34 protein-coding genes are annotated in these 25,837 nt (G+C 56.6%); 17 read left to right on the plus strand and 17 right to left on the minus strand.

The features are described 5' to 3' along the window. The first annotated feature begins 71 nt into the window (after positions 1–71). From SIB73_RS02750 to SIB73_RS02760, 3 genes are all read left to right on the plus strand, one after another. On the plus strand, positions 72–239 hold the full coding sequence (locus SIB73_RS02750) for a hypothetical protein (RefSeq protein WP_413403122.1): 168 nt from the start codon (positions 72–74) through the stop codon (positions 237–239). Between the two features lie 204 nt (positions 240–443). Beyond that, a complete protein-coding gene (locus SIB73_RS02755; protein WP_413403120.1) occupies positions 444–854 on the plus strand; it encodes a hypothetical protein in 411 nt (136 codons plus the stop codon). Between the two features lie 45 nt (positions 855–899). Beyond that, positions 900–1,439 carry a hypothetical protein gene (locus SIB73_RS02760; protein ID WP_413403119.1) on the plus strand — a complete coding sequence of 180 codons (540 nt, stop codon included), beginning with the start codon at positions 900–902 and terminating at the stop codon, positions 1,437–1,439. Here the strand turns inward: SIB73_RS02760 and SIB73_RS02765 are convergent. From SIB73_RS02765 to SIB73_RS02780, 4 genes are all read right to left on the minus strand, one after another. Then, positions 1,430–2,782 carry a S41 family peptidase gene (locus SIB73_RS02765; RefSeq protein WP_413403118.1) on the minus strand — a complete coding sequence of 451 codons (1,353 nt, stop codon included), beginning with the start codon at positions 2,780–2,782 and terminating at the stop codon, positions 1,430–1,432. The genes SIB73_RS02760 and SIB73_RS02765 overlap by 10 nt on opposite strands. Before the next feature lie 37 nt (positions 2,783–2,819). After that, the gene (gene ispG / locus SIB73_RS02770) at positions 2,820–4,055 is read right to left on the minus strand and encodes a (E)-4-hydroxy-3-methylbut-2-enyl-diphosphate synthase (protein ID WP_413403116.1); all 1,236 of its coding nucleotides are present in this window, start codon (positions 4,053–4,055) and stop codon (positions 2,820–2,822) included. A gap of 72 nt (positions 4,056–4,127) precedes the next feature. After that, complete coding sequence (locus SIB73_RS02775; RefSeq protein WP_413403114.1) at positions 4,128–4,682, minus strand: uracil-DNA glycosylase; 555 nt, start codon at positions 4,680–4,682, stop codon at positions 4,128–4,130. Then, positions 4,679–5,092: a VOC family protein gene (locus SIB73_RS02780; RefSeq protein WP_413403112.1), complete on the minus strand. Its 414-nt coding sequence runs from the start codon at positions 5,090–5,092 to the stop codon at positions 4,679–4,681. Before SIB73_RS02780 ends, SIB73_RS02775 begins: the two co-directional genes overlap by 4 nt. Before the next feature lie 147 nt (positions 5,093–5,239). On the opposite strand from SIB73_RS02780, the gene SIB73_RS02785 reads away from it, so the two are divergent. The 6 genes from SIB73_RS02785 to SIB73_RS02810 are packed head-to-tail and all read left to right on the plus strand — an operon-like array spanning position 5,240 to position 10,612. After that, positions 5,240–6,418 (plus strand): pyridoxal phosphate-dependent aminotransferase, encoded by a 1,179-nt coding sequence (locus SIB73_RS02785; protein ID WP_413403110.1) that lies wholly within the window; start codon positions 5,240–5,242, stop codon positions 6,416–6,418. Positions 6,419–6,457: 39 nt separating this feature from the next. Further along, entirely contained in the window at positions 6,458–7,357 is a 900-nt protein-coding gene (locus SIB73_RS02790) for a putative selenate ABC transporter substrate-binding protein (protein WP_413403108.1), read from the plus strand. Beyond that, positions 7,354–8,112, plus strand: a complete 759-nt coding sequence (locus SIB73_RS02795; RefSeq protein WP_413403107.1) for an ATP-binding cassette domain-containing protein — start codon at positions 7,354–7,356, stop codon at positions 8,110–8,112. Before SIB73_RS02790 ends, SIB73_RS02795 begins: the two co-directional genes overlap by 4 nt. Continuing rightward, complete coding sequence (locus tag SIB73_RS02800) at positions 8,112–9,638, plus strand: phosphonate ABC transporter (RefSeq protein WP_413406474.1); 1,527 nt, start codon at positions 8,112–8,114, stop codon at positions 9,636–9,638. Before SIB73_RS02795 ends, SIB73_RS02800 begins: the two co-directional genes overlap by 1 nt. 28 nt (positions 9,639–9,666) lie before the next feature. Continuing rightward, the gene (locus tag SIB73_RS02805) at positions 9,667–10,335 is read left to right on the plus strand and encodes a GDSL-type esterase/lipase family protein (protein ID WP_413406472.1); all 669 of its coding nucleotides are present in this window, start codon (positions 9,667–9,669) and stop codon (positions 10,333–10,335) included. A 34-nt stretch (positions 10,336–10,369) separates the two neighbouring features. Then, positions 10,370–10,612: a hypothetical protein gene (locus tag SIB73_RS02810; protein WP_413403105.1), complete on the plus strand. Its 243-nt coding sequence runs from the start codon at positions 10,370–10,372 to the stop codon at positions 10,610–10,612. A gap of 2 nt (positions 10,613–10,614) precedes the next feature. Here SIB73_RS02810 and SIB73_RS02815 read toward each other — a convergent pair whose 3' ends face one another. The 3 genes from SIB73_RS02815 to SIB73_RS02825 form a co-directional block, all read right to left on the minus strand. Beyond that, positions 10,615–11,031 (minus strand): hypothetical protein, encoded by a 417-nt coding sequence (locus SIB73_RS02815; protein WP_413403104.1) that lies wholly within the window; start codon positions 11,029–11,031, stop codon positions 10,615–10,617. Then, positions 11,028–11,264: a hypothetical protein gene (locus SIB73_RS02820; protein ID WP_413403102.1), complete on the minus strand. Its 237-nt coding sequence runs from the start codon at positions 11,262–11,264 to the stop codon at positions 11,028–11,030. The genes SIB73_RS02815 and SIB73_RS02820 overlap by 4 nt, the downstream gene beginning before the upstream one ends. 176 nt (positions 11,265–11,440) lie before the next feature. Further along, positions 11,441–12,064 (minus strand): DUF938 domain-containing protein, encoded by a 624-nt coding sequence (locus SIB73_RS02825; protein ID WP_413403100.1) that lies wholly within the window; start codon positions 12,062–12,064, stop codon positions 11,441–11,443. 194 nt (positions 12,065–12,258) lie between these two features. Between SIB73_RS02825 and SIB73_RS02830 the strand changes: the two genes are divergently transcribed. Further along, positions 12,259–12,924 (plus strand): hypothetical protein, encoded by a 666-nt coding sequence (locus SIB73_RS02830; RefSeq protein ID WP_413403098.1) that lies wholly within the window; start codon positions 12,259–12,261, stop codon positions 12,922–12,924. Positions 12,925–13,388: 464 nt separating this feature from the next. Here the strand turns inward: SIB73_RS02830 and SIB73_RS02835 are convergent, their stop codons facing one another. Continuing rightward, entirely contained in the window at positions 13,389–13,691 is a 303-nt protein-coding gene (locus SIB73_RS02835) for a hypothetical protein (protein WP_413406470.1), read from the minus strand. Positions 13,692–13,803: 112 nt separating this feature from the next. On the opposite strand from SIB73_RS02835, the gene SIB73_RS02840 reads away from it, so the two are divergent. Further along, positions 13,804–14,391, plus strand: a complete 588-nt coding sequence (locus SIB73_RS02840; RefSeq protein ID WP_413406468.1) for an alpha-ketoglutarate-dependent dioxygenase AlkB family protein — start codon at positions 13,804–13,806, stop codon at positions 14,389–14,391. On the opposite strand, the gene SIB73_RS02845 is transcribed toward SIB73_RS02840, so the two are convergent. Next, on the minus strand, positions 14,360–15,262 hold the full coding sequence (locus SIB73_RS02845; protein WP_413403096.1) for an AEC family transporter: 903 nt from the start codon (positions 15,260–15,262) through the stop codon (positions 14,360–14,362). The genes SIB73_RS02840 and SIB73_RS02845 overlap by 32 nt on opposite strands. Before the next feature lie 125 nt (positions 15,263–15,387). Here SIB73_RS02845 and SIB73_RS02850 point away from each other — a divergent pair, with 125 nt between their 5' ends. Then, complete coding sequence (locus SIB73_RS02850; protein ID WP_413403095.1) at positions 15,388–15,579, plus strand: hypothetical protein; 192 nt, start codon at positions 15,388–15,390, stop codon at positions 15,577–15,579. A gap of 28 nt (positions 15,580–15,607) precedes the next feature. On the opposite strand, the gene SIB73_RS02855 is transcribed toward SIB73_RS02850, so the two are convergent. Further along, positions 15,608–16,114 (minus strand): hypothetical protein, encoded by a 507-nt coding sequence (locus SIB73_RS02855; protein WP_413403093.1) that lies wholly within the window; start codon positions 16,112–16,114, stop codon positions 15,608–15,610. A 6-nt stretch (positions 16,115–16,120) separates the two neighbouring features. Beyond that, entirely contained in the window at positions 16,121–16,303 is a 183-nt protein-coding gene (locus tag SIB73_RS02860) for a hypothetical protein (RefSeq protein ID WP_413403091.1), read from the minus strand. A 17-nt stretch (positions 16,304–16,320) separates the two neighbouring features. Here SIB73_RS02860 and SIB73_RS02865 point away from each other — a divergent pair, with 17 nt between their 5' ends. From SIB73_RS02865 to SIB73_RS02880, 4 genes are all read left to right on the plus strand, one after another. Next, positions 16,321–16,482, plus strand: a complete 162-nt coding sequence (locus SIB73_RS02865; protein WP_413439703.1) for a hypothetical protein — start codon at positions 16,321–16,323, stop codon at positions 16,480–16,482. A gap of 372 nt (positions 16,483–16,854) precedes the next feature. After that, complete coding sequence (locus SIB73_RS02870) at positions 16,855–17,172, plus strand: hypothetical protein (protein ID WP_413403088.1); 318 nt, start codon at positions 16,855–16,857, stop codon at positions 17,170–17,172. A gap of 532 nt (positions 17,173–17,704) precedes the next feature. Then, positions 17,705–18,112: a nuclear transport factor 2 family protein gene (locus tag SIB73_RS02875; protein WP_413403086.1), complete on the plus strand. Its 408-nt coding sequence runs from the start codon at positions 17,705–17,707 to the stop codon at positions 18,110–18,112. 348 nt (positions 18,113–18,460) lie between these two features. Further along, positions 18,461–19,306 carry a DUF2236 domain-containing protein gene (locus SIB73_RS02880; RefSeq protein ID WP_413403085.1) on the plus strand — a complete coding sequence of 282 codons (846 nt, stop codon included), beginning with the start codon at positions 18,461–18,463 and terminating at the stop codon, positions 19,304–19,306. A 194-nt stretch (positions 19,307–19,500) separates the two neighbouring features. On the opposite strand, the gene SIB73_RS02885 is transcribed toward SIB73_RS02880, so the two are convergent. Genes SIB73_RS02885 through SIB73_RS02905 form a run of 5 tightly spaced genes read right to left on the minus strand, consistent with a single transcriptional unit; the run spans position 19,501 to position 23,754 of the window. Beyond that, positions 19,501–20,244, minus strand: a complete 744-nt coding sequence (locus tag SIB73_RS02885; RefSeq protein WP_413403083.1) for an amino acid ABC transporter ATP-binding protein — start codon at positions 20,242–20,244, stop codon at positions 19,501–19,503. Further along, on the minus strand, positions 20,241–21,281 hold the full coding sequence (locus SIB73_RS02890) for an amino acid ABC transporter permease (protein ID WP_413403081.1): 1,041 nt from the start codon (positions 21,279–21,281) through the stop codon (positions 20,241–20,243). The genes SIB73_RS02885 and SIB73_RS02890 overlap by 4 nt, the downstream gene beginning before the upstream one ends. Beyond that, a complete protein-coding gene (locus tag SIB73_RS02895; RefSeq protein ID WP_413403080.1) occupies positions 21,281–21,781 on the minus strand; it encodes an HdeD family acid-resistance protein in 501 nt (166 codons plus the stop codon). The genes SIB73_RS02890 and SIB73_RS02895 overlap by 1 nt, the downstream gene beginning before the upstream one ends. 24 nt (positions 21,782–21,805) lie before the next feature. Further along, entirely contained in the window at positions 21,806–22,705 is a 900-nt protein-coding gene (locus tag SIB73_RS02900) for an ABC transporter permease subunit (RefSeq protein WP_413403078.1), read from the minus strand. Next, positions 22,702–23,754 carry an amino acid ABC transporter substrate-binding protein gene (locus SIB73_RS02905; RefSeq protein WP_413403076.1) on the minus strand — a complete coding sequence of 351 codons (1,053 nt, stop codon included), beginning with the start codon at positions 23,752–23,754 and terminating at the stop codon, positions 22,702–22,704. The genes SIB73_RS02900 and SIB73_RS02905 overlap by 4 nt, the downstream gene beginning before the upstream one ends. A 305-nt stretch (positions 23,755–24,059) precedes the next feature. Here SIB73_RS02905 and SIB73_RS02910 point away from each other — a divergent pair, with 305 nt between their 5' ends. Beyond that, positions 24,060–24,194 (plus strand): hypothetical protein, encoded by a 135-nt coding sequence (locus SIB73_RS02910; protein WP_413403075.1) that lies wholly within the window; start codon positions 24,060–24,062, stop codon positions 24,192–24,194. 49 nt (positions 24,195–24,243) lie between these two features. Here the strand turns inward: SIB73_RS02910 and SIB73_RS02915 are convergent, their stop codons facing one another. Continuing rightward, positions 24,244–25,827 (minus strand): SulP family inorganic anion transporter, encoded by a 1,584-nt coding sequence (locus tag SIB73_RS02915; RefSeq protein ID WP_413403073.1) that lies wholly within the window; start codon positions 25,825–25,827, stop codon positions 24,244–24,246. Positions 25,828–25,837 lie beyond the last annotated feature (10 nt).

The raw sequence follows: 25,837 nt of genomic DNA on the forward strand, positions 1-25,837 counted from the left end.
CGGCCAAAAATGAGAAAGTTCCGACACAATGCGCAATTCTTCGTTACACTGCTGGGAGAGAAAATGACCTTGTGGGCGAATTCATCGATCCGATCGGCAGCATGAGTTCAATGGGTTTGTTTTCGAGCTTGATCGGTGCCGCCGCTCTTGGTGTGTATGCCCTCTGGCAAGACGATTCTCAGAACAACGACGACGACGATTCCTCACCTGGTGGAGGGTTGATGCAGCCAGTTGCATGAGTTCTGCGGATGCATCAGTCACTGGATCAGTCACATTCCCTCATAACCATCACCCATTTGGGTGATGGTTTTTTTGTAGTCGTATAAGAGCCTGGACCGGTTCCGATTTGTTCAGGGCATTTGAACCGACCTTTACTTCGAGATTGGTGCTGTTGTCTCTCAATTATTTGGCTGCCACTGGTTAGTGCCATTCCGGCGCAAGCGGTGTCATGGGAGGCGATTGATGTTCTGCGCAACAAGCTCACTCGATCTGGTGTGCGTGTACTTCAGAGGGATTGTGCTCAAAAGGGGTTGCAGGGTCTTTATCACCCGCGTAGCGACACCGTTGTGGTCTGTCGCTCGCACAGGTCTCCCGCCCAGGTCTGGGACACTCTTGCCCATGAGGCGACCCACCGTATGCAGCGCTGTGCAGGTGGCTCCATCTCAGACCGACAGCACCATCGCGCCATGTATTCAGCGCTTGCGCGAAGCCATCCCGCTGAAGTGCGTTCACTGCGTGTCTACCCAAGGCAGCAGCAGTTAGCGGAACTGGAGGCCAGATACACCGCAAAGCTCCCACCTGGTGATGTACTGCGGCTGTTTGATCGCTACTGCGGGGCTCAGATCCGCGTCTGATCGACAACCGTCACCAATTGTTCACAAACAAAACCAAGATTTTTCATGAATTCACTGTTGATGCAACTGGCGCTGGCGGCGCTTGGTCAATTCGGTGGCAATGGCCCCATGCCGATGGGCGGTGTTCCGATGGGGGGTGTTCCCATGGGTGGTTTTCCGACAGGAGGACTCCCCCTTGGAGGGTTCCCGTCAGGCAGGGGTGTCCCCGTGATGCCCGTTTCCAGACCGGTGCCTCGCTATCCCAGGGGTTCCATGTCTGGTCGGACCTCATCGTTGCAACTTGCTTCACTGGCCACAGCCACATGCCTGATGCGGGAGAGACGGCTGAGCCGTGCCCAGGCTGTCGATCTTCTTGATCGCCAGGGGCAGATCTGGGGATGGCAACGGGGCTGGGGACAGCGCTTCGAGCTGGCCTCTGTCGATGGAGCAATTAATTCAGCTGGAGGCTGCAGAGCAATGGTGCGCAGGATTCAAGACAGCCCGGCTTCCATCCCGCCAATGGCAGCGGTGCCTGTGACTCGAAACCCCGTTCGCACTGGCAGCCGAAGTGAGAGTGAAGGATTCGGTCTATATCCCTACCGTTGAAGGGCGGAGCGGAGATTTGCGGATCCAGGGTTGTAAGCCTGACCGCGCTGCGGAGAACGCAGTGCTTTGATCAAAGTTGTTTCAGCCGCTCTGTACTGACTGTCTTTGCCGGTGCCGAGCTGCTCGACGGTCAGCGATTGGATCTCCTTGTCACTGAGTTTGATATCCACATCAGGGCGGATCCCGTTCTTGTGGATATCGGTGCCTTTGGGTGTGAGGTACTTGGCGATGGTGACCGTCAGCCCTGACCCATCCGAGAGGCCGCGAACTGACTGGACCAATCCTTTCCCAAAGGTCTTCTGACCCACGAGCACAGCTCGCTTGTTGTCCTGGAGCGCACCGGAAAGAATCTCACTTGCACTGGCTGAACCTTCATTCACCAGCACCACCACAGGACTGTCCGTCAGCGCGCTGCCGGTGGCACGCCGTACATCCTGGATACCGTCACGAGTCTTGGTGCTGACAATCGTGCCTTCATCCAGCCATTGCCGTGCGATGTCGATGCTGGCTTCCAGTAGCCCTCCGGGATTACTGCGCAGATCGAGTACGTAGCCCTGAGCACCCTCTTTTTCGAGCTCACGGATGGCGGCCCTCATCTCCCTGGCAGCGTTGGCATTGAATTGTTTGAGACGGATGTAGCCAACCTTCTTGCCATCCGCCGAGGTGTTGATTCGACTCTCAACGGCATGGATTTCAATGCGCGCTCTTTTGAGCGGAACAGTCACCACTTCACCCTTGCGCCGCAGCCCGAGGGTCACCTGGCTGCCTTCCTGCCCTCGGATCAACTTGACAGCATCTCCAGTGGTCATTCCTTTCGTGGATTTACCGTCGATCGAAACGATCACGTCCTTGGGTTGGACCCCTGCCCTGGCAGCAGGTGTTCCTTCAATCGGAGACACCACAAGAATCTCTTTGGTGTCTTTGTCAAGAGTGATCTGGATGCCAACTCCCGTGAGCTCGCCGGAGGTGTCGATCTGCATCTCCTTGAACTCCTTCGGGTCCAGGAAACGGGTGTAGGGATCGTCGAGGCTGGCCAGCATGCCTCGGATCGCTTCATAGGACTCATCAGTGCCTGCATAGCTTTTAGCCAGCAGATCTCTTCTCAGACTGGTCCAGGTATCAGGGGAATATTTGCCTGAAGAATCCAGAAAATCTCTGTAGACGATCTGCCAGACCTGGTCGATAACCTCCTTGGGGCTGTTGGTAATCGAGGAGGAATTGGTGCTGGGCAGCCCAAGGCCTGGTGCTGCCACAGCGATAGCTGCTGTCAAACCACCGGCTCCGAGCAACAGCAGCAAACCTCTGTGCTGTGCGAGGCGCGACTGCGGACTTTTGGTGGTCATTGATGTCCTTCAGGTCCGATCCTTCAGATTAACGAATTCAGCAAGGATCCACCCAGCGTCCGTCGTCTTTGATCAGTTGAATCAGAGCCTGAACACCATCGGCTTCCGGCACTTTTCGGATCTCTTCACGACCTCGATAGAGCGCGATGGTGCCTGGACCTTTTCCGACATAACCGTAGTCAGCATCTGCCATCTCGCCAGGCCCATTCACGATGCATCCCATCACGGCGATGTCCAGCCCGGAGAGGTGAGAGGTTGCATTTCTCACCTGATTCAGCACTTCCTCGAGATTAAACAAAGTACGACCGCAGCTCGGGCAGGCCACGTATTCGACCATGGTCTTACGTAAGCCAATAGCCTGAAGAATCGAGTAGCAGACTGGGATTTCCTTCTCAGGAGATTCAGTCAGCGAAACCCTGATCGTGTCCCCAAGACCTTCCGAGAGCAGGGTTGCGATTCCTGCGGTGCTTTTGATGCGTCCGTAATCCCCATCACCGGCTTCGGTGACTCCGAGGTGCAATGGAAAATTGAACCCTGCGTTGTCGAGAGTGTCAGCCATCATTCGATAGGCCGCGAGCATGACAGGAGCTCTGGACGCCTTCATCGAGATCACGATGTTGTGGAAGTCAAGGTCGTCGCAGATACGAACAAATTCCATGGCTGACGCCACCATTCCTTCGGGAGTATCTCCATAGGTGAACAGCATGCGCTCCGCCAGGGATCCGTGATTCACACCAATGCGCAGAGCTTTGTTCTCTTTTTTGAGTGCTTCAACCAACGGTGAGAATTTGTCCTTGATGCGTTCTCCGATGGCATCGAATTCCTCCTGACTGAAATCCTGCCGATTGGGGTCAGGTTTGTCGAACACGAACAGACCGGGATTGATCCGCACCTTGTCCACGTGTTTGACCACTTCCAGGGCGATCCGAATGCCGTTGTGGTGCACATCGGCCACAAGCGGAACATTGCATCCCTGGGCGCGCAAGGCAGCGCGGATCTGACCCATGGCCTTGGCGTGAGCCAGGGTGGGAGTGGTCACCCGCACGATTTCGCAGCCCACATCAACGAGTCGGCGGATCCCGGCCACGGATCCTTCGATGTCGAGGGTGTCCTCGTTGATCATCGATTGAACGGCCACCGGGTGCTCACTGCCGATGGGGACTTCGCCAACCATGACCGTGCGCGTGATTCGCCGGCGAATCACCGTGTCGTAACGGGGATTGATGGCAACTTCACTGCTGCTTTCAGGAGCACTGGTCAAGGTGCCGGTCATGGATCGGGCTGGTTCTGAGCCAAACCTTGGCATAGACGTCAGCGCAGTGACTTGCCGATGCCTCGGAACGGCTCAGCTCTCCGAGAGCAGATGCAGTCTGCGTCTGGCTTCTCGCAGATCCTGCAGGGTCAGGTCCTGGGGTGTTCCAACTTCGCGAGAGCGGAAGCGCAACAGGTAGGAGGGATGAAACACCGGCATGAAGTCGCGGCCGTCATGGTTCTGCCACTGGCCCCTCAGTTTGCTGATGCCGCTTCGGATACCAAGCATTGCCTGCAGGGCTGTGGCGCCTGAGAGCAACACGAGTTCTGGATCGATCAGTTCGATCTGTAGCTTCAGCCAGGGTCGGGAGATCTCAATCTCCTTTGCTGTGGGTTTGCGGTTGTTGGGTGGCCTGCACTTGATCACATTGCAGATGTAGAGCTCGTGTTGTTCATCCAGGCCCGCTTCGATCATCAGTTCACTGAGCAGTTGCCCTGAGCGACCCACGAATGGGAGACCTTGAACATCTTCTTCAGCCCCGGGTGCTTCGCCGATCAGCATCAGGCGTGCATTCGGATTGCCGCGTCCAACCACCAATCGTGGTTTCTGCTGTCCAAGGTTCGTCGGGTTTTGCTGTGGTTCTGTCATCGAGTCGGCTGATCAGTCGGTTCTGGCCGAAGCACAAGCAGAAGGAATCTCTGCCCCTCTGGGTCCTCCAACCAGCATTCCGCGCCGAAGGCTTCCAGTCTCGGCTCCTCAGTGCTTCTGCCTCCGAGTCGAATCACGCGCTGATGCCAATGCCGGAGTTCCAGCAGGGGTTCAGCCTTCGCCCGCTTTTGCAGACAAGGCGCCAGAGCCGAACCTGAGGAAGGCCATGGACGCTTGCGTGAGGGTGTGTAGATCTGCAGGCTTCCCTGCCCCTGCAGAGGAACGATCCAGTGATGGACGGCCACGCCAGGTTGGGGGGTGATGCCCAGAAGATCCCCATAGAACCTCGCCAGCTGCTCTGGCCTGCGTGCAGCAAGAACCCAGCTCAGAGCGATGTCGTCACCAGTCATTCAGACATGATCCCTGCTCTCGAGGCTGGCTGCGAAATCCGTTGCTGTCTTCTCGTGGGCTACACGTCATCACTGTTGTTTTTGACACCACATCAGGCAGGATGATCAGGCTTCTACTTGCGCATCCACTGGAGGGGTGCCGCCCTGATGTCACGCCCGCCATCCCTCTCAAGCCGGGCTGAAGCCCTCCAGCCGTCTCTCACCCTGGCGATCAGTGCAAGGGCCAAGGCCTTGCAGCAGCAGGGTCGCGATATCTGCAGCCTCAGTGCGGGTGAACCCGATTTCGGCACCCCTGCTTTCATCGTTGAGGCTGCCATCCAGGCGCTGCGTGATGGTGTCACGCGTTATGGACCTGCTGCTGGAGATCCTGCCCTCAGGCAGGCGATCGCCTGCAAGATCACCAATGAGAACGGTCTCCCCACCACAGCAGATGAGGTGCTGGTGACCAACGGGGGCAAACAGGCCATCTTCAATCTGTTTCAGGTGTTGCTCAACCCCGGCGATGAGGTGTTGATTCCTGCGCCCTATTGGCTCAGTTATCCCGAGATGGCTCGCCTGGCCGGTGCGCGGCCGATTTCAGTCCCTTCATCGGCGAGCAACGGTTTCTGCCTGGATCTGCAGGCGCTCGAGGCAGCGATCACTCCGGCTACCCGTTTGCTGGTGATCAATTCGCCGGGCAACCCCACCGGCCGTGTCCTCAGTCTTGATGAGCTGCAGGAACTCGCTGAGCTGGTCCGGCGTCATCCACGTCTGCTGGTCATGACTGATGAAATTTATGAATATCTGCTTGATGACGGCGCTGTGCACCACAGCTTCGCGGCTCTGGCGCCCGATCTGAGAGATCGATGTTTCATGGTGAACGGCTTCGCCAAGGGATGGGCGATGACCGGATGGCGCCTTGGCTATCTCAGTGGCCCCTCCTCAGTGATCAAGGCAGCTTCCGCTCTCCAGAGCCAGAGCACCAGCAATGTGTGCAGCTTTGCTCAGCGAGGAGCCACCGCCGCGATCGAGGCTTCCAGGGACTGCGTGAGACAGATGGCGGAGAGCTACAACGAGCGCCGCACCATTCTGGTGCAGGGGCTTCAGGCCCTACCAGGCATCACGCTCGTTCCCCCCAATGGAGCCTTCTACGCCTTTCCCCAGCTTCCTGAAGGCTGTGGTGATTCGGTGAGTTTCTGCCAGAGGGCTCTTGAGGAGGAGGGCCTGGCCATCGTCCCCGGTGGGGCCTTTGGCGATGACCGCTGCGTGCGTCTGTCCTGCGCTGTCTCGCGTGAGACGATCGCTGATGGTCTGTCTCGCCTAGCGCGCTTGCTTCCAGCTGGCTGAGGTCGGCAGACAACTCGATCACCCAGGTTTTTTTGCGACATGGCTTCACGAGAACGCCGGGCCGTTTCCCTGCTGGCAGTGCTGCTCTGCCAAGGGGTTACGTTCTTGCCCGTTGTTGCTCAGCCCACGCTCAAGGTGGGGGCCATCCCGGATCAGAATCCCGAGCGACTGAATCGTCTCTATGGCCAGTTGGCAGACGAATTGAGTGACCGCCTGAACGTGAAGGTGCGCTACGTACCGGTCAGCAACTACCCCGCGGCTGTGAGCGCTTTTCGCACCGGTGGACTGGATCTTGTCTGGTTTGGCGGCCTGACCGGTGTGCAGGCGCGCCTGCAGACGCCAGGGGCACAGGTGCTTGCTCAGCGCGACATTGACGCCCGCTTCCGCAGTGTCTTCATTGCCAACACAAGCTCCGGGCTGCAACCGATCAGCTCGATCAACGGTCTCACCAGTCTGCGAGGAAAGCGGTTTTCTTTCGGTTCAGAGAGTTCGACCTCCGGCCGTTTGATGCCACAGCATTTTCTTGCCAAAGCCGGGGTGACTCCCAGTCAGTTCAGTGGTGGTCGAGCCGGATTCAGTGGCAGCCATGACGCCACGATCGCTGTGGTGCAGAGCGGTGCCTATGAAGCGGGTGCGCTCAATGAGCAGGTCTGGACCTCTGCGGTGAACAACGGGCGCGTGAACACCAAGAAGGTGTCTGTGATCTGGCGAACGCCTGAATACGTGGACTACCACTGGGTCGTTCGCCCGAAGCTGGATCAGCGCTTTGGTAAGCGTTTCACCACGCGCCTTCAGAAAGCGATCCTCGGTCTTAAGCCCACCACGCCGCGTCAGGTGACCATTCTTGAGCTGTTTGCGGCGAAGCGGTTCATTCCCGCGCAGGCGAGTCAGTACAAGCCGATCGAAAAGGTGGGCCGTGAGTTGGGCAAGATCAGGTGACAGCGCTGTTGGAGCTTGATGAGGTGCGTGTTGCCGGTCCCCATGGGGACCGGCTGAACGCTGTCACTTTCAGGCTCCAGAACGGTGAGCGCATCGCCCTGCTCGGACGCAGTGGTGCCGGCAAGAGTTCACTGATCGGTGTTCTCAACGGCAGCCTGACCCCAGCAGCAGGGCACGCGCGGTTTCAGGGTATGGCGATTGCGTCGCTCAGCCGGCGACAGCGTGCGCGGATCGGCACCCTCTGGCAGGACCTGCGTCTGATCGAAGAGCTCAGCATTGGTCAGAACGTCAATGCCGGCGCTCTTGGCCGCCGTCGCCTGCCGTGGGCTTTGGCCAACCTGTTGTTTCGGGTCGATGCGGAGGCCAGCCGATCCTGTCTGCGTGAGGCAGGTCTGGAGGAATCCCTGCTGGCTGACACGGGGCTTGATCGCTCTGTGGGGCAGCTGTCGGGAGGTCAGCGGCAGCGGGTGGCCCTGGCCCGACTGTTTCGTCAACAACCTGATCTGATGCTGGCGGATGAGCCCCTTGCCAGTCTTGATCCGGCCATTGCGGCCGAGGTCCTGGAGAGACTTCTCACCTCTGAAGCCGATGGCAAGCTGCGCGGTGGTGCGCAGGCAGTGGTGGTGTCTCTGCATCGACCGGAGCTGATCGATCGTTTTGATCGGGTGCTTGGCCTTCGCGCTGGACGGCTTGTGATCGATGCGCCTGCATCGGCTGTCTCAGTCGATGATCTGCGCGATCTGTATGCGCCGTGATCGTTCCAGTGCGGCCCACGGCGCCAGCCCTAGTGCTGTTGCCGGCTCTTGCCCTGCTGCCGGTGCTGATTGTGGTGCTGAACGGAGCCCATGGGGGTGGGGCCGAGATTCTGGGCTCTTTTGTGGTCGGTGCTGTCAGCCCTTCCATGGACCCGGCTCTGTTGAAGGCCCTGCTGATCGGTCTGCAGGTGACGGTCGCCACTGCGCTCACTGGATGGAGCTGCAGTCTTGTGCTCGGCGTGTTGCTGGGGTGCCTGAGTTCCGAGCGTCTCTGGCTCACCTGGTCTCTTCCAGCCTGGCCAGCGATCGTGCTTCGGCGCCTGATGGCCCTGCCCCGCTCCATCCATGAGCTGATCTGGGGATTGCTGCTGCTTCAGGTGCTTGGGTTGCATCCCTGGGTGGCGGTGATGGCGATCTTGCTTCCCTATTCGTGCCTGATCGCCCGTGTCTGGCGCGATCAGCTGCAAAGTCTGGATCCTTCACGACTGCAGGCCATTCTTCAGACCGGCTCGTCTCCAATGGCCGCCTGCATGACGGCGTTATCGCCTGCGATGGGATCGGTGCTTGTGAGTTACGGGGGCTACCGACTGGAGTGTGCGTTGCGCAGTGCAACCTTGCTTGGGGTCTTCGGGCTTGGCGGTCTGGGGATGGATCTGGAACTGAGTCTGAAATCTCTGCAGTTCCATGAACTGTGGTCGGGACTCTGGCTGTTGACGCTGGTCACCATCGCTCTGGAGCAGGGACTCCGCTGTTGGAGAAGCTGGGGTGAACAGGCGCAATTCGGACAGCGCCAGGCCATGGGGTTTGCCGTCGCGGTCGGGCTCTCAGGAGGTCTTGGGGGCCTCTGGCTGGCTCACCTGTTTCCCGAGGCAGGCTCCCTGAACTGGCTTCCTGTGCAATGGCCTGATCTTCACAGCCTCCAGCTCGCTGCTCAGGAGCTCCCCTGGTTGTCGATGCTGTGGGAAACACTGATTCTGACGGTTCTGGCAGCAGGCATTGCCATTGGCCTGCCGCCATTGCTGCTGCTGCTCAACCCAGCGAGACCCTGGCAACACTGCATCAGTGGCTTCTGGATTCTGGTGCGGGTGATCCCTCCACCTCTCGCGGTGCTCCTGCTCCTGCTGAGCAACCAACCAACCCTGGCCATTGGCGCATTGGCACTGGGACTACACAACAGCGGTGTCATGGGGCGATTGCTGCAGGAGGGGCTGGAGCAGCAGGATCACTCCGCACAAGTTGCTCTGACCAGCAGCGGAGCGTCCCCGCAGGTGGGCTGGCTGTATGGATCACTCAGCCCCAGGAGTCCTGCCCATCTCGCCTATGGGGCTTATCGCAGTGATGTGATTCTGCGAGAAACGGTGGTGGTTGGTCTGATCGGTGGAAGTGGTCTGGGCTGGCAACTGCTGGAATCGCTCAGCTCTTTTCACTGGGCGGCGGTGTTGTTGTTGATCACCACTTATGCGGCGCTGACCCTGATCGGTGAATGGCTCAGTGATCGGTCACGGCAGCACTGGCTGCAAAGCTGACTCTGTTCAGCTCAACAGCGGTGAATGGATGCGGGCTCCCCGTCAACTGATCGTGATCGGAGACAGCGGCGTGGTGGGCTGGGGTGATCGTGAGAGGGGCGGTTGGTGTGAACGTCTTCGCTGTCACTGGATGCAGCTTCCGGATGCACCACTGATCTACGGGCTGGGTGTTCGCGGTGACGGTCTCGAGGCGGTGTCAGCCCGATGGGAACGAGAGTGGTCTTGCCGAGGAGAATTGCGCCGGAAGAAGCCCGAGGCCATGTTGCTGTCGGTGGGGCTTAACGACACGGCTCGGGTCGGTCGCGCTGACGGCCGACAACCCCTAGACGCGCAGGCCTTTCGCTACGGCTTTGAACAGCTGCTGCGGGCCATTCAGCCCCACTGCTCCGTTTTTGCACTCGGATTGACGCCTGTTGATGAATACGCGATGCCGTTTGCCGACTGTCTCTGGTACCGCAACAGCGACATTGCGTTGCATGAAGCCCAGATCGAGGAAGCCTGTCTGGAGGCGGATGTTCCCTATCTCTCCCTTCACAGGGCCATGCAGGCTGAGCCTGACTGGCTGCAGTGGCTGGAGTCCGATGGGATTCACCTCAATGCACTGGGTCATTCATGGATCGAGCAGCGCCTGCGCACATGGAGTGCGCTCCAACAATGGGCTGGGCTCCAGCCGTTGCAACAAGTTATGCCCTGCTGATCAGCATCAGAATCGAGTTGTCAGCGGATTGATCATGCGCCTGCTTGCTTGTGCTGCAGCCTCGTTGTTGTTGTTTGGTGTGGCCTCGGTGGCGAGGTCTGAGCAAGGTCTCGTGAACTGTGAGGCCTTTTCCAGTGGTTTCACCTCACCTGAAGGTTGTATTGACGGTTCCCAACCCAGTTCGGGGCCGATGCCCACCGATCAGCAACTGGTCGGTGACGACTGGGGTGACATGCCCTTCGGCTGGTACGGATCGGGCGACTGGATGAATTTCTAGTGTCAACCGGTGGGATCTTCCCTGTTGATGCGCGGAGTGTTGAGTAGCTGTGCGAGCGTTCCCAATGGCCATCCGAGGTTGCGCAGATGGCGGGCGAGGGATCGTGAGGCTTTGTAGTAACCCTCCCCATAACTTGCTGCATAGCCGATCTCCTTCAGGGTGAGCAGCAGCAACCGGTGCTCGCGACGAGTCCCTTCTCTGGCCGCCAGCAACTGGAAATCCCGCTCCCTGAGTTGCGTGAGGGAGCGTTCCGTCAGATCGTCGTGGAACCCCAGGTACATCACATGGTCAATCTCTCTGTAAGCGGTGAAAACACGCGCACCGCGGTGGAGTTCGAGGAATTGGTAGCGCTCAGTGACGGCGATCACGGCATCCATGCAGGGAGCCAGCAGTGCGTCTTCGATCTGAAGAATGTTCATGGCGTTGCGCTGCCGGCGGCCAGACGCTCTTCACAGGCCAGTTCGTAGTTCCGCACAGCACCAGCGGGGATTGATCCGTTGCTTTTCAGTTGTCGTACTGACAGCTCCACACACTGCAGGACCACGCTGGTCAGCTCGCGCCCCTCACACTGAGCCCAGCTGCGCAGCAGGACATGCAGGCTCGGCGGGACGGAGACAGTGAGCTTCACCTGATTTTCCCGTGGGGGCGCCATCCGATGGGTCTTTGCTTCGGTTGCACCATAGCCTGGAGATACTGCACGGCAACCTGAGAGTTACTGTGCAGTTGCTTGAGGGTCGCTTTCAACCTCTGAAGCCTGTTTGTTGCCGCTCTGAACCCGTGGAGTCCGCCTTCAGTCTCTGCTGAGTGCCTGCACAGGGTCTCGTGGACTCAGCGGATCCAGGTGATCATGCGGTTGTTGGCAGGCATCAGAGCGATGTTCTGCAGTGTCAAGCCAGCTTCACAGGCCTCTCTTAAAACCGTTGTTTGGTCCCTTACTCCCCAGGCGGGATTGCTCTGGTGCAGAGAGGCATCAAAGCTGATATTGCTTGCGCTGACGTGACGGCCATCCACACTGAAGGGCCCATAGACGCAAAGCTTTCCTCCGCTCGGCAGCAGAGCTGCCGATTGCCGCAACAGAGCAGTGGTGCAATCCCAGGCTGAAATATGGAGCAGGTTGATCGCCACCACAGCCTGGACAGGCTCCTGCAGCTGTTCCAGCCAGTCGGGGTCTCTGACATCCAGCGTCAGGGCTGCTGGCATCTGCTGCGTCAGCTGCTCGTGGCGGATCCAGGCATCAATGCTGCGGCAATGCTCAGGATCAGGATCGCTGCACTGCCAGGTGAGCTTCGGGAAGCGTTTCTGGAAGCTGACGCCGTGCTCGCCTGACCCGCTGGCAATTTCCAGAACCAATCCTGTGCACTGGAGTTGTTCCGCCAGAACATCGCCGATGGGGGCACGGTTGCGCTGGGTTGCTGGGAAGAACAGGCGTTCATCGCCGAAGCTGGAATTCATTCGATCAGGGCTGTGGTGACCGGCCCGTTGATGGACCGTTTGATTTGTTGTCCAGGGTGCTTTCGAGCCAGAATCTCAGCAGGTTTCAGACCATGATCGTCTTGCCCGCTAGTGCTGGGGGATGCCTTCCACAAGTTGGGCATGAAGCCAGCATTCATTGCCGATAAGTTGAGGTAATCGCTCGGGGGACTGCTTTGCCGCTCAGCTCGGTTGCCGAGTATCTCGACTGGGTTATTGGTTTCGATGTCTGCACAGTCCGCCAGGAAGTGATGCTGCTTCGGCGACGTTTTCCGCAGGCGACGACCCAGGAGCTCGCAGAGCAGGCCTTCGGCGACGTGCGTTTGCGCGTGATCACGGCTGGAGCTGCCATGGGCCTTGCCGCGAATCCGCTGCTGAGCATGGCTGGTGCGCTGGCAGATCTTTCCATCGCCACCCGAGCTCAGTTATTTGCCGCTGCCTGTGCCGCCGAGCTGTTGATTCCCGGTTTCCTCGACAGCGATACAGCTCGTTTCGAATTGCTCGTTCCTGTGCTGGGCTCGAGTGTGATCAGTCAGTTTGCTGCCGAGTTCGGTCTCAAGGCTGCCAAGACAGCTACGCGGGACTTTGTGTTGCTCCTGATTAATCAACACAGCCTGCGTTTGATCAATGCAGTGATCACAAAGGTTTTCGGTCGCAGGGTGACTCAGAGGGCCTTGATCACCAAGACGATCCCCCTCGTCGGCTGCGTGATCGGTGGTGCCTGGAACGCCATGGAAGTTGAGGTGGTGAGGAACCGCACCCTTCGCTACCTCTCCAACCAGTGCATGGAAACGGTGAGGGTTGTTGATGTCGAAGTGTGTGATCAGGGGCTGGAGCCATGATCAATACATCAGATTGTTGTGATTCACACAGCTGTTGTTAAAGGTCTGTTGCTGAATGGTGAGAGGTGCTTTCTGCGCATGAGCTATGAACCTGGCAGTCTTGAATGTCGTCTTCTCATTGATGCCAAGCAGCATCTTGAGCTCGCACTCGCATCACTCAATGGTCTCCCCCAGAGCGATCACATTCAGAGACAATTAAAGTCTGTGCATCAGCAGCTTGAGGGTATGCATGATCTCAAGAGAGCCCTGCAGATTGACAGTGTTTAATCAATCAATGTCGTTTGGATAATTCTGATTGATTTGACGCTGACTTGGGCGAAAATGAGTTCAACGTCCCCAGTTTGTATGTTCGAAAAGAAGGAGCGTCCTGCATGGCTCAACTGGTTGTTCCTGGGAATCTTTCTGCTCTCCAGCTGGCAGCTGGCAGGGTTCTGGTTTGAAAAGCTGCACGGCTGAACCAAACGTCATTCAGCTGCTATCGCCTCGGCTGTGGGTCGAGGGACTTCTGCAGCAGGCTGAGCTGATGATCTGTTGAGTTCACGCTCTAGGGCTTCCACCCGGCGCTCACGCAGGCAATGTTTACAACCGCCGGTGGTCTGTAGGTGCCGCTCAGGAGTGATGGTGATTTCCTGTACAGGATGTTTGCAACAGCGGATTTTCACCGGGCTCTTGTAGCTGCGCCACTGAATGCCGGAGTAGTCGAACTGATCACCGAAGCGCTGTTTGGCTCGCTTCAGAAACGTTTCCAGAGTGATCCTTGCTCCCATCATTGCAATCTATGGGCTGTGGCCGGCAACTTCGATCACGCTGTTATCCGTCTTCATGCTCCATCAGTGCGGAGTGGGCGCCAAAGTGTTTCACCTTGATGGTGTGCAGGGGATGGCCGCAGACGAAGACGTTGTGGCGGTGAACTGGACTCACGAACCGGCCTGGCTGCCAGCGGACATCAGCCGGATCTGGATGGACCGCTGTGTTGAGCTGATCAGCTGGGAGCAACCGGAGGTGCGCGTTTATGGACGATGGCATCTGGTGCCAAGACTCACGGCTTTTCTGGCCGATCGCCAGGTGTCCTATCGGTACAGCGGAGCGGTGCATCGAGGCGAGGGCTGGCCTGACTGGTTCCTGCCTCTTCTGGATCTTGTCTCGTCCCGGAGCTCAGCGCCATTCAATGGCTGTCTTTTCAATCTCTACCGGGATGGTCAGGACCGGATGGGTTGGCATGCTGATGACGAACCTGAGATTGATCCGTCATTTCCGATTGCTTCCTTGTCGCTTGGATCGAGCAGAGATCTGCAGTTCCGCCATCGATTCAGTGGAACGCGTTGCGATGTCCATCTTGATGACGGCGACCTTCTGCTGATGGATCCTGATTGTCAAAAACTCTGGATGCATGGCTTGCCGGTGCGAAAGCGTGTGAAACAAGCGAGGCTCAACCTCACGTTCCGGGTATTCCGCTCAGTGGACTGACCAGCAATCCCCACAGAGGGACGCTGATCAGAGCTGCCATCGTGCTGATCAGGATCAGTTGTGACGGTCCCGTGGCGTTCAGCTGTTCTGATTCAACGATGAGCAAAACGGAAATTGCTGTAGGAGCTGCTGCTTGCAGAACCAACGCCTGCCGTGCGTAGCCAGGCAGTGGACAGGCCAGGCTGATCAGCAGCACCAGAGTGGGAAACACCACAAGCTTGCAGAGCAGCGGTGCACCCAGATCTAGGCCTGGACCCTTCAGCTTCCGTGCTGCGATATCCCCAAGTCGCATTCCCACCACCACCAGCGCCAGCACGATGACAGCGCGTGATGGCAGCCAAAGAGCATCACGGATCGACTCATGCCATGGGCTCGCTTTCACGATCAGTGCCCCGAGCAGTCCACGTGTTGCAGGGCTGGCACTGAGATGTCCCAGCAGATCGCGCCAACGCCTGTGGGAGGTGTCGACTTGGTTTTTCCTGGTCAGCCAGAGAGGCCCCAGGCTCCAGACCAAAAGGGTGGCACCCAGGTCGTAACCAATGCTCACCGGCAGTGCCTCCGGTGGAAGCAGGGCCAGGGTGGCTGGAATCCCGAAGTAGGCCGTGTTGCCGATGCAGCTGCCCAGTTGCAGATCCGGTCGGCCCAGGGTGGTGATGCCTGCACCGAGCCAGTGCAGGATCACCAGCATCAGGGTGATGGCCGCAACCGCGAGCAGCGCAATGCCGAACAATGAACTGTTGAGGCCGCCATGCAGCAGCAGTCCCATCAGGCTCACAGGAACGCCGAAACGAACCAGCGGAGAGGCCAGGGGAGCGATCCACTGTGATCGCCATCGTCCAATGACTGCCCCCCCGAGGAGGCAGGGAGCCATCTCCCAGAGGAGGTTCAGCACCGGAGCTGGGGGACGATCAAAAAGCTTTTGTATCCAGGTTCTTGTGCCAGAATCTCATCCGTCCGTTCCAAGGGGCCATTTTGACCATTGCTGCACCCTCCTGCTTGATTCAACGGCATTTCCTTCAGCTCAGCGCGACGCTGGCTGAGCGGTGCCAGCAGCTGCAGCTGGAACTGTCTGATCAGGTGGCCAGTCTTCCGTTCGGCAATGAGCGTTGGTTGTTGACCGAGCGTGAGCTCTCGGCTGCAGAAGATGCGCTGCTGCGCCTGCATGCTCGGGTGGATCTTCAGTCTTGACTGACGGCTGATAGCCCAGCACCCCGGTTCAGCTTGTTGAGATCCCGTAATACCGGAGCGGGATGCCAAAGGTCACAACATCATGTGGATCGCTGGGCAGAAGGGCCACGATTGCGAGCTCACGGTCATCGAATGCTTCCCTGGATTTGACGACGAACGAAGCAGCATCCGATGCGCTCCACAGAGGTGCTCCAGCGCTGCGTTCTTCGCGATACATCTCGAACACGGCTGCAAACTCCTCTCCGTTGTCGGCATTGCTGAGCATCAGCTCTAAAGCCGAGTCATCGCTTCGGGTTTGGATCAATTCGAACAGCTGTTGCATCAACGGATGGTCGATGGTCGTGGAGACCCGAACAACATTGCCGATCGTTCCGACTGCGGTGACATGAAACCGTCTCCTGTCGGAACGGGCATCGATGACGGCCACGGGCAGTGTCAAGTCCCAACCTGGATGTTGGGCAACGCTGACCGCCAGGTTGCGGAGATCATCGGCGTGGTCTTCGCAAAGCTGCTGGACCCGTTCTCGTTGGCCCATAGCGCCTTAGTGGTGGGGATGCACCGACAGCTCGATTGCCCGGCTTTCCGGACGGCAGAACTCGAGATAGAGGCTTGCAGCGTCTTGCTTGCGGTCTTCCACAATCAGCTTTGAAACCCGATCCCGCCACCAGGTTGAGATCTCTGGTGATCCTCCATTGGTGAGTGGATGGTTCCGGGAATCGCTCATGAAGTCCAATGCTGTTGTTGACGGTTGGGAACGAGGAGACGCTGGTGCATAGGGGCGGAGCCCAGCTTCACCATGGCCATGCCTTTGGGAAAAAACAGGCTTCTGAGCATCAGTTGTTGATCAAACCTGATCTGCTGGGCTGGTTGCAACGCCAGATCAGCGCGCCGTTGCAGGGATGAAGGATCGCGGAGCCTCTGATCGTTGAGGTTGTTGGGTCAGCTGCAACGTTGAGTGCAAGTGCACCAGCTGAACACTGGCTGGTTGTCGGTGACAGCAACGCTTGATCACCGGTGCGCTTCGGAGCATGTGGGACTGCAGCTCTCAGCTGATCCAGTTCCTCAAGTGATGAAGGGTGGCTTTTGATCAGTGTGCACGAAGCTCATCCAATGACGGCCAACTCACTTGTTAGGCAAAACCAAAGATGACTCCAACAGGAAAATAAGCTTGTCAATAGGATTTGATTGACCCGGGGTGTATGGATTATTTCTTTCAAGGCTATAGTGATAAGTGCAAATTTTGCCGACCCATTTTGTATCCTCGCATGAATAAAAATGAAAGCTGAAGTGCGCAATATTGGAGGTTTAAAGCTTGTTCTGGGTTCGTTTTCAATCGCAACGCTGTTAAGTACTTGCTTGCCAGTGCAGTCTGCACTTCCACCTCGATACCAGAATGTTATTGACTTGGAAGCAATGACGAAGTTCATCAAAGATCACCCTAAGGTTGCTAGTTCTCTTGAATCTGTTGATGTTAGAAATGCGACGGTTCGTTTTGGCTCAGGCTGTGTAGTTGTCTTTAAGCGAGAAGGGCCAATCGTGATTGGTCCCGCTGGTCAGTTGATTTTTAAGGAGTCTGATTGTCCTGTTGATTAGCATTCTTGTCTTGCAGGCTCGAAATAGCATGTTGGCTTAAATGTTATAAATTAGATTGATTAAAAATCTCTGTAATGAATGATCAAAAGAAAAAACGTATTAGGCGGTTTTTGGCTTTTGAAATTGTTTTGATCAATGGTTTCTTGCCTCCTCGTAGTGGCAATAGATCTCGGGCATTCTGCAAACAGGATGATCTCAGTTGCTGATGGTTTTTCTGTATTCAGCGTATTGATACCGTCTCGAGGGCATCGCTATCAAAGGAATGGTTAAGCGTGAAGCCTGTTTTCCATCTTTGGCTGCGTTTTAAGCGCAAAGAGCTTCCACAGGCAACCATTCGAAAACGATGAATGTTTTTGCAGGGTCAGGGTCTTGGCCTGAAGGTTGGCCACTAATTGCTTTCGGCATGAGAGCACATGTGCTGAATTGTTGATCGATTCGAATTCAACCAACAATACGGGCGATTTTGTGGAAATTTGGGCATTATGAAGAGATGGTGCATCCAACTGATGCCTCTTCGATCCCTGGAGTCAACATGACCATTCATGCAGACACTGTTCGCCGCATCTTCTCGCCTCTTGAGTCAGGTGATGGAGAAAAGTTTTTTGAGTGTGTTGCAGAGAATGTTGACTGGACAGTGGAGGGCACTCACCCACTCGCCGGACACTATCAATCAAAGAACGAGTTTTTCACCCATACTTTTGCAAGGCTCAACACAATTCTTCAAGAGGGCACTCAGCTGCATGTCCAGAATGTGCTCACTGATGGTGACTGGGCGGTGGTGGAGTTGCGCTCCTATGCCTTCGCTAAAAGTGGAATGCGATTTGACAATCGCTATTGCTGGGTTGTGCGATTCAACGGCGAGACGATTGTGGAAGTTAGAGCGTATCTTGATTCAGCACTTGTCCAACAACTGATCGATGAGAATGAGGCGCATGCCTAAGTTCACGGTCTAGTACTGAAGGGAAGTTCGTTAACAAAACGCGTATTCACAATGCCGCATGGTGGTTGAGAAGGCGAATGACTCGCCTTCTGGTTTATTTTTAAGTGGTCATCAATCTTCCATCCATCAGTACCCGAATCGAACCGCTGCCTTCTAATTCAGCAGCAGCGTTTTGGCATCAACGATCGCTCCAACGATTGCTAAGGCACCGATCGTTGAAGATGGTGAACTAGGACCACTGTTGATCACACACCGTGCCCCAAAGCGCAGAACAACCCTTCAGCCAAGAAAGCATCCATGACAAGTTCTGGATCAGAACCAGTCTCCGGTCAACAAACGGAGAAGACCTTGGATCCAATCGTCCTGGAGCGATGTCGCGATCTGGTGGGATTGCTTTTCCCATGGGACATGAACCGGGCACTGGAACTGGCCTTGCTTAAGACCTTCTGTTTGCCTTCGATTTCAGGCTTACTGCACCAGACCGGTGAGTTTGAGCAACGTCCTCGTAAGCGTTACGACGACACAGCCTTAATCGTGGCAGAACTGGTGCGGCTTGGTCCTGATACCCCTAGGGGGCAAGCCATCATCCAACGCCTCAATCGGATTCACTCCACCTATGCCATTCGCCAGGAGGATTACGCCTATGTGCTCTCCGGCTTCGTGGCCGAACCGATTCGCTGGATCGAGAGTTACGGCTGGAGAGCTCTTCACCCCCGAGAGCAAGAGGCTTTGTTTTTGTTCTGGGATCATGTGGGCAGCCTGATGAACCTTAAGCAACGTCCACGCAGTTTGCGGCAAATGATGGAGCTCAATCAGCGCGCCAATGTTGAACTATTTGCCAGCGCTGAAAGCAACCAGCGCGTCGCAGAAGCCACGGTGGCCATGTTGCTGGCTCCGTGGCCTGCAGTGTTGCACCGATGGCTTCGTTCCATCATGCGCAGTTTGTTAGAACCAGAAACGCTCAGCAGTTTGAACTGGCCGCCCGCTCCGGAGTGGCAGATCCAAGCCGTGCGCGTTGTGCTCCATTGCCGCAGCTTAATCCTCTGCACAGTCCGACGTGTCTGGGCTCCCAAGCGAAGACGCTTTTTCTCTGAGAGACCAACGATCAGCTACGGCCAACATTTCACAATGGAACAGATTGGACCACCTTCACTGTTGCCAAGGCTGAATCGTTCCAGGCTTGGTGATGACTAATGGCAGCTAATCTACCCATTCCTTCTTATCGCAAAACCTACCAGTGTTGGGGACGATTTGACTCAGCCTTAATCTCTCTTTGATCCTTGGCTTTGGCGGTTATTTTTCATCCAGTAGAGATCACTTCGCACAAACAATTGGCTCTCTCCCACCTTCCGAATTAGAAGCTGTGAGGCCAAGACTGGCTTGACGATCTAGTGCTTCATCTGATTGAGAAAACGACGGCTTCGTTCCTCTTTTGCCTGAGTGAAGAACGTGGTTGAGTCGCTCAATTCCACCACCCGGCCTGCGTCCATGAACAACACCCGGTCGGCCACTTCACGGGCGAATCCCAGTTCATGGGTCACGACAATCATCGTCATGCCATCGGCAGCAAGCCGGCGCATTGCATCCAGTACTTCTTTGACCCTTTCGGGATCAAGTGCACTGGTGGGCTCGTCAAACAGCATCAGCTCTGGATCCATGGCCAGCGCTCTGGCAATCGCTACCCGTTGTTGCTGTCCCCCACTCAGTTCAGCTGGATATTTCATCGCTTGATCGGCGATGCCCATCTGTGCCAGCAGACCGTGAGCCCGTTCTTCTGCGTTGATTTTGCCGATCTTTTTGACCCGGATCGGCGCGAGGGTGATGTTGTCGAGGATTGAGAGATGCGGAAACAGATTGAATTGTTGGAAGACCATTCCCACCCGGCGTCGAATCCGTCGGATCTGGCGTTCATCTTGATCCGTATCCAGCGGGATGCCGACGATCTCCAGCTGCCCGGAATCGATCGCTTCAAGTCCGTTGAATGTGCGAATCAGCGTGCTTTTGCCGGAACCGGATGGCCCCATCACCACCAGCACTTCGCCGTGCTTCACGCTGAGGTCCACCTGATCGAGGGCTTTTTGTGACCCGTTGAAGCTTTTGGTGATTGATTGGGCTCTGACAGCAATGGTCATGAGGGGATGGCTGAAGTGGCGGATGAGGGGCCCTGACGTTCAAGCTGGCGAGCCATGAGAGCCATAGCGGTGCACACCAGCCAATACAACCCTGCAAGCCAGATGTAGGTCTCGAGGTGCCGGCCGATATAAGCCGGATTGGCCAGAAGGCTGCGGCTGATTCCCAGCAGCTCCACCAGACCAAGAATGGCCATCAAGCTGGTGTTCTGAAGCAGGCCTATGGCTTGATTGGTGAGTGCCGGCACTGCCACTCGCAGTGCCTGGGGGAGCAATACCAGTCGTTGGATCTGCCATGGGCCCAGCCCCAGTGCCGCAGCCGCCTCGAGTTGGGTGCTTGGGATGGCCTGTAAACCTCCACGAACATCCTCGGCTACATAGGCGGCTGCGAAGAGTGCGAAAGCCAAGACGGCTCGGAGCACACGATTGATCTCGATCTCGACCGGAAGAAATAAGGGAAGTAGCAGTTGCCCAAAAAAGAGCACGGCAATCAACGGAACGGCTCTCAACCCATCGATGTAAACGCGGCAGAGATGGCGTGGCAGGGCCAGTTTGCTTCTGCGCCCCAGAGCCAGGAGGATTCCCCAAGGCAGAGCCAGTAAACCGCTAAAGCCCGTCAGCATCAGCGTCAGGGTCAGACCACCCCAGTTCCTTGAGGTCACCGCCTGCAGCCCTGCTCCTCCAGCGAGCAAGACCAAGCCAATGGGCAGCATGGCGAGCCAGCCCCATGAGAGCGCTAAACCACTAATGCGCCATTTGGAGGCGATTAGTGGTCGAAGCAAGGTGACTGCCGTTATCAGGCAGAGAAGAGCAAGCCAAAGTAAGGGTCTCCAGCGCTCGTTTTCGGGATAGGCCCCAACGGCGAACAGCGGCAGATTCTCTGTAATGACAGACCAGTCAGCTCCGAGAATTAGCCAGGAGCCCGTTGACCAGATGATCCAAGCAATCACGGCCAGGATCACCACGCTGAGCAGGGTTTGGAGTGGATGACGTCTTGCCTGGAGAAGTCGCTTCCGATACGTAGTTCGGGACCCGCTCATCAGTTCCCAGGCTGTTCCGTTGGTGAATTGAACAGGTTGAGTGCGGACATCAAGAGGGCAACACCGAACAGTGTCCCCAGCGCCCAGAGGCTGTCGAAAGGCCACTCCACTACCAGTAGAACACCAATGAGGCTGGTGAGTAAGCCATCAATGATGCTGAGACCGCGGACTGGACCGGATGCACTGGCACCGGAGGCAAGCTCCATCACACCTTCAACGAGCAGCAAGATACCAGCAAAGAGGGTGAGGCTGACTTCACTATCGATTGGATCAACCAGGATGAAGATTGCGCCGCCGACGTACAGCAGTGCCGACAGAACACGAAACAGTTTTCCTTGGTTACTGGTTTCATCACCCAGTCGGAGAAACTGACCGATACCAGCGGCGAATGCGACACCACCAAGTCCGATTGTGAGAAGCGTGGCTGATGCAAATGGCAGCAAAATCGCCGCAACTGCGGCGATCATCAGCAGCACTGCGGCGATGCGACGGGAATTCATGGGCCGAGAAGTGATTCGTGGATGTTACGTCCGTTGTGCTGGATGAACCACGATTCGATTGAGCAGCTGCATCCCTCCGTTGATCAGCAGATTGAGGGCCAGAAAGCTCAGCAGAAGAATCAGAAATCCTTCGATGGCACGGCCGGTCTGGGTGATTGTCGTATCACTCACGGCATAGAGATCGGCATATCCAACAGCGATTGCCAAAGTGCTGTTTTTGGCCAGATTCAGATATTGACTGCTGAGTGCGGGAAGAATTGCCGGTAAAGCCTGGGGCAAAACAACTCGTCTCAGTCCAAGGGCTTCGCCGATGCCAAGGCTGCGGAAGGCTTCCCATTGTCCCCGCGGTACCGAGTCGAGCCCACCACGAACCACCTCAGCGATTGCTGCACCAGTGAAGACACTCAGACCCACCAGAACGGCAGAGAATTCCACGCTCAGAGTGAGCCCCAGGATGCTGACGCCCTGATTCGACAGACGTATAAGAGCACCAATGGGAGCTAAAGGCTCAGAGGGAAGCCCTAAAAAAGCCACGAAATACCAGAACAGCAGCTGCAAGAGCAGTGGAATCTGGCGGATCAAGCCCACATACAACCCCGCGAGCTGACGCAACAGAGGATTGAGGCTGCGTCTGGCTGCGCCAGCACCAACACCAAGCACTGTCGCAAACACGATGCTGCAGGCAATCACCCGAAGGCTGTTCAGCCAGCTCACCAGCAGAGCCCAGGCTGTGCTGTCACCAGGTTGGTAGGGAAGTGTGTGTTCGCTGAGTGCAAATCCTGCTGGTTGCCACAGCCATTCAAAGCTCAGGCCAAGTCCTGTGCGGATCAGATTCACGGCCAGGTTGTTAACCAGAATTCCCACAAGGGTGAGAACCACAACCACCAGGAGTAGTTCCAGCCAGCGAGATCGCTGCCGTTTCATTGGAATGGAGGTGCAGTGATGACGCCCCCATCGCGATGGAGCTGATTGAGACCCCGTGGGATGGGAACAGCGCTATCCGGTCCCAGATGTCGGTTGTAAATCTCGCCGTAATTTCCAGTAGCCCTGATCACGTTCACCACGAAATCATTACTGAGCCCAAGCTTGGTGCCTAGATCGCCTTCGATGCCAAGAAATCGTCTCAACTTTGTGAGATCGGGATTCTCGCGGGCTTCCTGCAGCTTGTCGTCCACGTTGGCTTGAGTGATTCCCATTTCTTCAGCAGTGATCAGGCCATAAACCACCCAGCGCATCGCATCGGAAAGCCGTTGATCTCCACCGGATGACAAGGGAGCTAGCGGTTCTTTGCTGAGAACGTCCGTCAGAATTTCATGCTCTTCAGGTCGCTCGAAGCCCGAACGGGCTGATGCCAGCTGGGACCGGTCTGAGGTCATTGCCTGGCAGCGTCCTTGGAGATATCCAGCAACCACCTGGTTGAGATCCTGGTACTTGATCGGTTTGTAGGGAAGTCCGAGTGATTGGAATGCATCGTTGAGGTTCTGTTCGGTTGTGGTTCCAGAGCCCACACAGATTGACTGACCTTTGAGATCTGCAAGGCTGCGGATTCCGCTGTTCTTCCGCACCAATAATCCCTGCCCATCGTGGAAAACCACGGGTGCAAAGGTCACGCCATTGCCTCCTGAGGCATCACGGCTGAGGTTGAAGGTTGTGTTTCGGGAGAGAAGGTCGATTTCACCGGTTTTCAACGCTGTGAATCGTTCCGGCGCCGTTAACGGCCTGTATTGCACCTTGTTGGGGTCACCCATGATCGCTGCAGCAAAGGCCTTGCAGAGATCCACATCCAGGCCGGCATAGCGGCCATCTCTCTGAAGAAAGCTAAAACCTGGGATCTTGCCGCTGACTCCACAACGCAGTTCACCTCTCTTCTTAATCAGGTCAATTCGGGAAGCGCTGCCTTCACCGAGAGATGCGCAGGCTGACATTGCCAGGCCGATGGAAAGGAGAGCAACAAGTGAACGGCGCTTGGTCATGCCAGTGGTCTGTGAGGGGCAATTTTGTCAGAGCTTCGAGTGTTCTGAGATCAATCTCTGCCTTCTTTGGCAAGAATCTCTACGGTCAAGAGGATGTTGAACAACTACCGAAAGATGTTTCGGTTACGAACGAGATCGCTCTTTGCACTGCTGCTTGTCATCTCAGCTGTTGGTTCTCCTGTTTTGAGTTGGCAGCAGTCTGATCGACAGGCATACAACAACAAGATGGCACTGCTCAAAGTAATGCTGGAGGGTGCCAGGCAGCGTGCTGTAGAGAAAATGATCTTCAGACACTTTGTTTGGTAATGAGCATTGGCAATGATGTGACCGAGCGCTACCTGCAGGAGCATCCAAGCGACGAGCTGATTAAGCAGCGCTTAAAAGGAATGCGCAATGACTTCACTGCCTGCCTTGGTTTGCTTTACAACAACAATCCTTGAATCAGTTTGATGAATGGGCTCCAATGGCAGTCCTCAAGGCTTCTGCATGTCAGCCATGACTTCCCTCTGGCTGAGATCCAATTCGTTCGAACAGATTAAGACTTTCCTCATTCAATCCCAGCACCTCAACATTGGACCCACCTTGCTGAAGCTTGCGAATGACCTGGTTCAGTGCACTCACACCGCTTTGATCCCAAACATGAGCTGCAGACATATCAATCGTGATCTGATTGGGGTGGTCATGCATGTCAAACCCCTGCAGAAAATAAATCTTGCTGACAAAAAACAACTGACCGCTCACGACATAGCGACGCATCTCCTCATTCACATCCTCTGACTCAACGCGAATCACCTTGGCAACCTTGCGGCTGAACAGGATGCCTGCCAGAGCGACCCCAGCAATCACCCCAAGCGCCAGGTTGTGGGGTGTCGTGAGCATGGTGACGGCGAAGGTCATCAGCATCACAGCTGTATCGCTTTTAGGGATGACTCGGATGCTGCGAAGTCCAGCGATATCAGCTGTGCTCACTGCGATGCTGATCATCACCGCCACCAGCGCCGCCATGGGAATCTGTTCGAGCCATGGCCGACCCAGCAGAATCATCGCCAGCAGACTGACCCCTGAAAAAAGTGTGGACAGTCGGGTGCGTCCGCCGTTGTCGATGTTCATCACCGACTGACCAACCAAGGCACAGCCCGCCATACCGCCAAAAAGAGAGGACACGATGTTGGCGATGCCCTGACCTCTGGCTTCCACATTTTTGCTGGAGTTGCTGTCAGTGCGGTCGTCGAGGATGTCCTGGGTCAGGAAGGTCTCCATCAGGCCGACCAGTGAAATGGCCAGTGCTGTCGGCAGCACGATTCCCAGGGTCTCGAGATTGAAGGGCACCTTGAAGTTGTCAGGCGAACCAAAGGGCCAGCTCGGCACCGGTAGTCCGGTTGGAAGGTCGCCAAGGCTGCTGACGGTGGGGATATCGAAGTTGAAACCGATTGAGATCCCCGTCAAAACAATGATGGCCACGAGTTGTGATGGCACCAGTCGTGTCAGGCGCGGCAATCCGTAGATGATCACCAGACCCAGCAGCACCAGTCCCCAGATGATTGGCAGCTGATTGCCGTGAGGCAGAAGATCATGGGCATGGCCGCTCACCTCCGTCGTTTCTCCGAAGTGCAAGTTGATGCCCAGCTGGGGAAACTGTGCCTGGAAGATCAGCAGTGCCAGTGCGTTCACAAAGCCGCTGAGCACCCCAAGCGGCACAAAACGCATCTGGTAGGCCAGACGCAGCCAGCCCCAGAGAATCTGCAGGATTCCTGTCACGACCCCCGCGACCAGGAGGTAGGTCAATCCCAGCCCTTCACCGCGCGCCTCTCCGGTTGCGACAAGACCGGTCATCAACAGCGCTGTGGAGCCGGTGGCTGAGGTGATCATCGCCGAGCGCCCACCCACGAAAGCGATCGTGATTGAAAGCAGGAAGGCACCAAACAGGCCGACCTGCGGATCCACTCCGGCAATGCCGGAGAACGCAATCGCCTCCGGAATCATCGCGAAGGCCACGACGAGACCTGACAGCAGATCCTTGCTTGGGTTACCGAAGCCGAGATTCAAGTGCCGGGGCACGGATCCTGAGGCCATCAATCATCTG

This window comes from Synechococcus sp. MIT S9509 (assembly GCF_047303035.1).
Taxonomy (GTDB): domain Bacteria; phylum Cyanobacteriota; class Cyanobacteriia; order PCC-6307; family Cyanobiaceae; genus Synechococcus_C.

What these genes read in the sequence shown, in the direction of transcription:
- SIB73_RS02760 (WP_413403119.1), top strand. Translation starts at nt 900, where the DNA reads ATGAATTCACTGTTGATGCAACTGGCGCTGGCGGCGCTTGGTCAATTC.
- SIB73_RS02765 (WP_413403118.1), bottom strand. Translation starts at nt 2,782, where the DNA reads ATGACCACCAAAAGTCCGCAGTCGCGCCTCGCACAGCACAGAGGTTTG.
- ispG (WP_413403116.1), bottom strand. Translation starts at nt 4,055, where the DNA reads ATGACCGGCACCTTGACCAGTGCTCCTGAAAGCAGCAGTGAAGTTGCC.
- SIB73_RS02775 (WP_413403114.1), bottom strand. Translation starts at nt 4,682, where the DNA reads ATGACAGAACCACAGCAAAACCCGACGAACCTTGGACAGCAGAAACCA.
- SIB73_RS02780 (WP_413403112.1), bottom strand. Translation starts at nt 5,092, where the DNA reads ATGACTGGTGACGACATCGCTCTGAGCTGGGTTCTTGCTGCACGCAGG.
- SIB73_RS02785 (WP_413403110.1), top strand. Translation starts at nt 5,240, where the DNA reads ATGTCACGCCCGCCATCCCTCTCAAGCCGGGCTGAAGCCCTCCAGCCG.
- SIB73_RS02790 (WP_413403108.1), top strand. Translation starts at nt 6,458, where the DNA reads ATGGCTTCACGAGAACGCCGGGCCGTTTCCCTGCTGGCAGTGCTGCTC.
- SIB73_RS02805 (WP_413406472.1), top strand. Translation starts at nt 9,667, where the DNA reads ATGCGGGCTCCCCGTCAACTGATCGTGATCGGAGACAGCGGCGTGGTG.
- SIB73_RS02810 (WP_413403105.1), top strand. Translation starts at nt 10,370, where the DNA reads ATGCGCCTGCTTGCTTGTGCTGCAGCCTCGTTGTTGTTGTTTGGTGTG.
- SIB73_RS02815 (WP_413403104.1), bottom strand. Translation starts at nt 11,031, where the DNA reads ATGAACATTCTTCAGATCGAAGACGCACTGCTGGCTCCCTGCATGGAT.
- SIB73_RS02820 (WP_413403102.1), bottom strand. Translation starts at nt 11,264, where the DNA reads ATGGCGCCCCCACGGGAAAATCAGGTGAAGCTCACTGTCTCCGTCCCG.
- SIB73_RS02825 (WP_413403100.1), bottom strand. Translation starts at nt 12,064, where the DNA reads ATGAATTCCAGCTTCGGCGATGAACGCCTGTTCTTCCCAGCAACCCAG.
- SIB73_RS02835 (WP_413406470.1), bottom strand. Translation starts at nt 13,691, where the DNA reads ATGGGAGCAAGGATCACTCTGGAAACGTTTCTGAAGCGAGCCAAACAG.
- SIB73_RS02840 (WP_413406468.1), top strand. Translation starts at nt 13,804, where the DNA reads ATGGCCGCAGACGAAGACGTTGTGGCGGTGAACTGGACTCACGAACCG.
- SIB73_RS02845 (WP_413403096.1), bottom strand. Translation starts at nt 15,262, where the DNA reads ATGGCTCCCTGCCTCCTCGGGGGGGCAGTCATTGGACGATGGCGATCA.
- SIB73_RS02855 (WP_413403093.1), bottom strand. Translation starts at nt 16,114, where the DNA reads ATGGGCCAACGAGAACGGGTCCAGCAGCTTTGCGAAGACCACGCCGAT.
- SIB73_RS02860 (WP_413403091.1), bottom strand. Translation starts at nt 16,303, where the DNA reads ATGAGCGATTCCCGGAACCATCCACTCACCAATGGAGGATCACCAGAG.
- SIB73_RS02870 (WP_413403088.1), top strand. Translation starts at nt 16,855, where the DNA reads ATGAAAGCTGAAGTGCGCAATATTGGAGGTTTAAAGCTTGTTCTGGGT.
- SIB73_RS02875 (WP_413403086.1), top strand. Translation starts at nt 17,705, where the DNA reads ATGACCATTCATGCAGACACTGTTCGCCGCATCTTCTCGCCTCTTGAG.
- SIB73_RS02885 (WP_413403083.1), bottom strand. Translation starts at nt 20,244, where the DNA reads ATGACCATTGCTGTCAGAGCCCAATCAATCACCAAAAGCTTCAACGGG.
- SIB73_RS02890 (WP_413403081.1), bottom strand. Translation starts at nt 21,281, where the DNA reads ATGAGCGGGTCCCGAACTACGTATCGGAAGCGACTTCTCCAGGCAAGA.
- SIB73_RS02895 (WP_413403080.1), bottom strand. Translation starts at nt 21,781, where the DNA reads ATGAATTCCCGTCGCATCGCCGCAGTGCTGCTGATGATCGCCGCAGTT.
- SIB73_RS02900 (WP_413403078.1), bottom strand. Translation starts at nt 22,705, where the DNA reads ATGAAACGGCAGCGATCTCGCTGGCTGGAACTACTCCTGGTGGTTGTG.
- SIB73_RS02905 (WP_413403076.1), bottom strand. Translation starts at nt 23,754, where the DNA reads ATGACCAAGCGCCGTTCACTTGTTGCTCTCCTTTCCATCGGCCTGGCA.
- SIB73_RS02910 (WP_413403075.1), top strand. Translation starts at nt 24,060, where the DNA reads ATGAGCATTGGCAATGATGTGACCGAGCGCTACCTGCAGGAGCATCCA.
- SIB73_RS02915 (WP_413403073.1), bottom strand. Translation starts at nt 25,827, where the DNA reads ATGGCCTCAGGATCCGTGCCCCGGCACTTGAATCTCGGCTTCGGTAAC.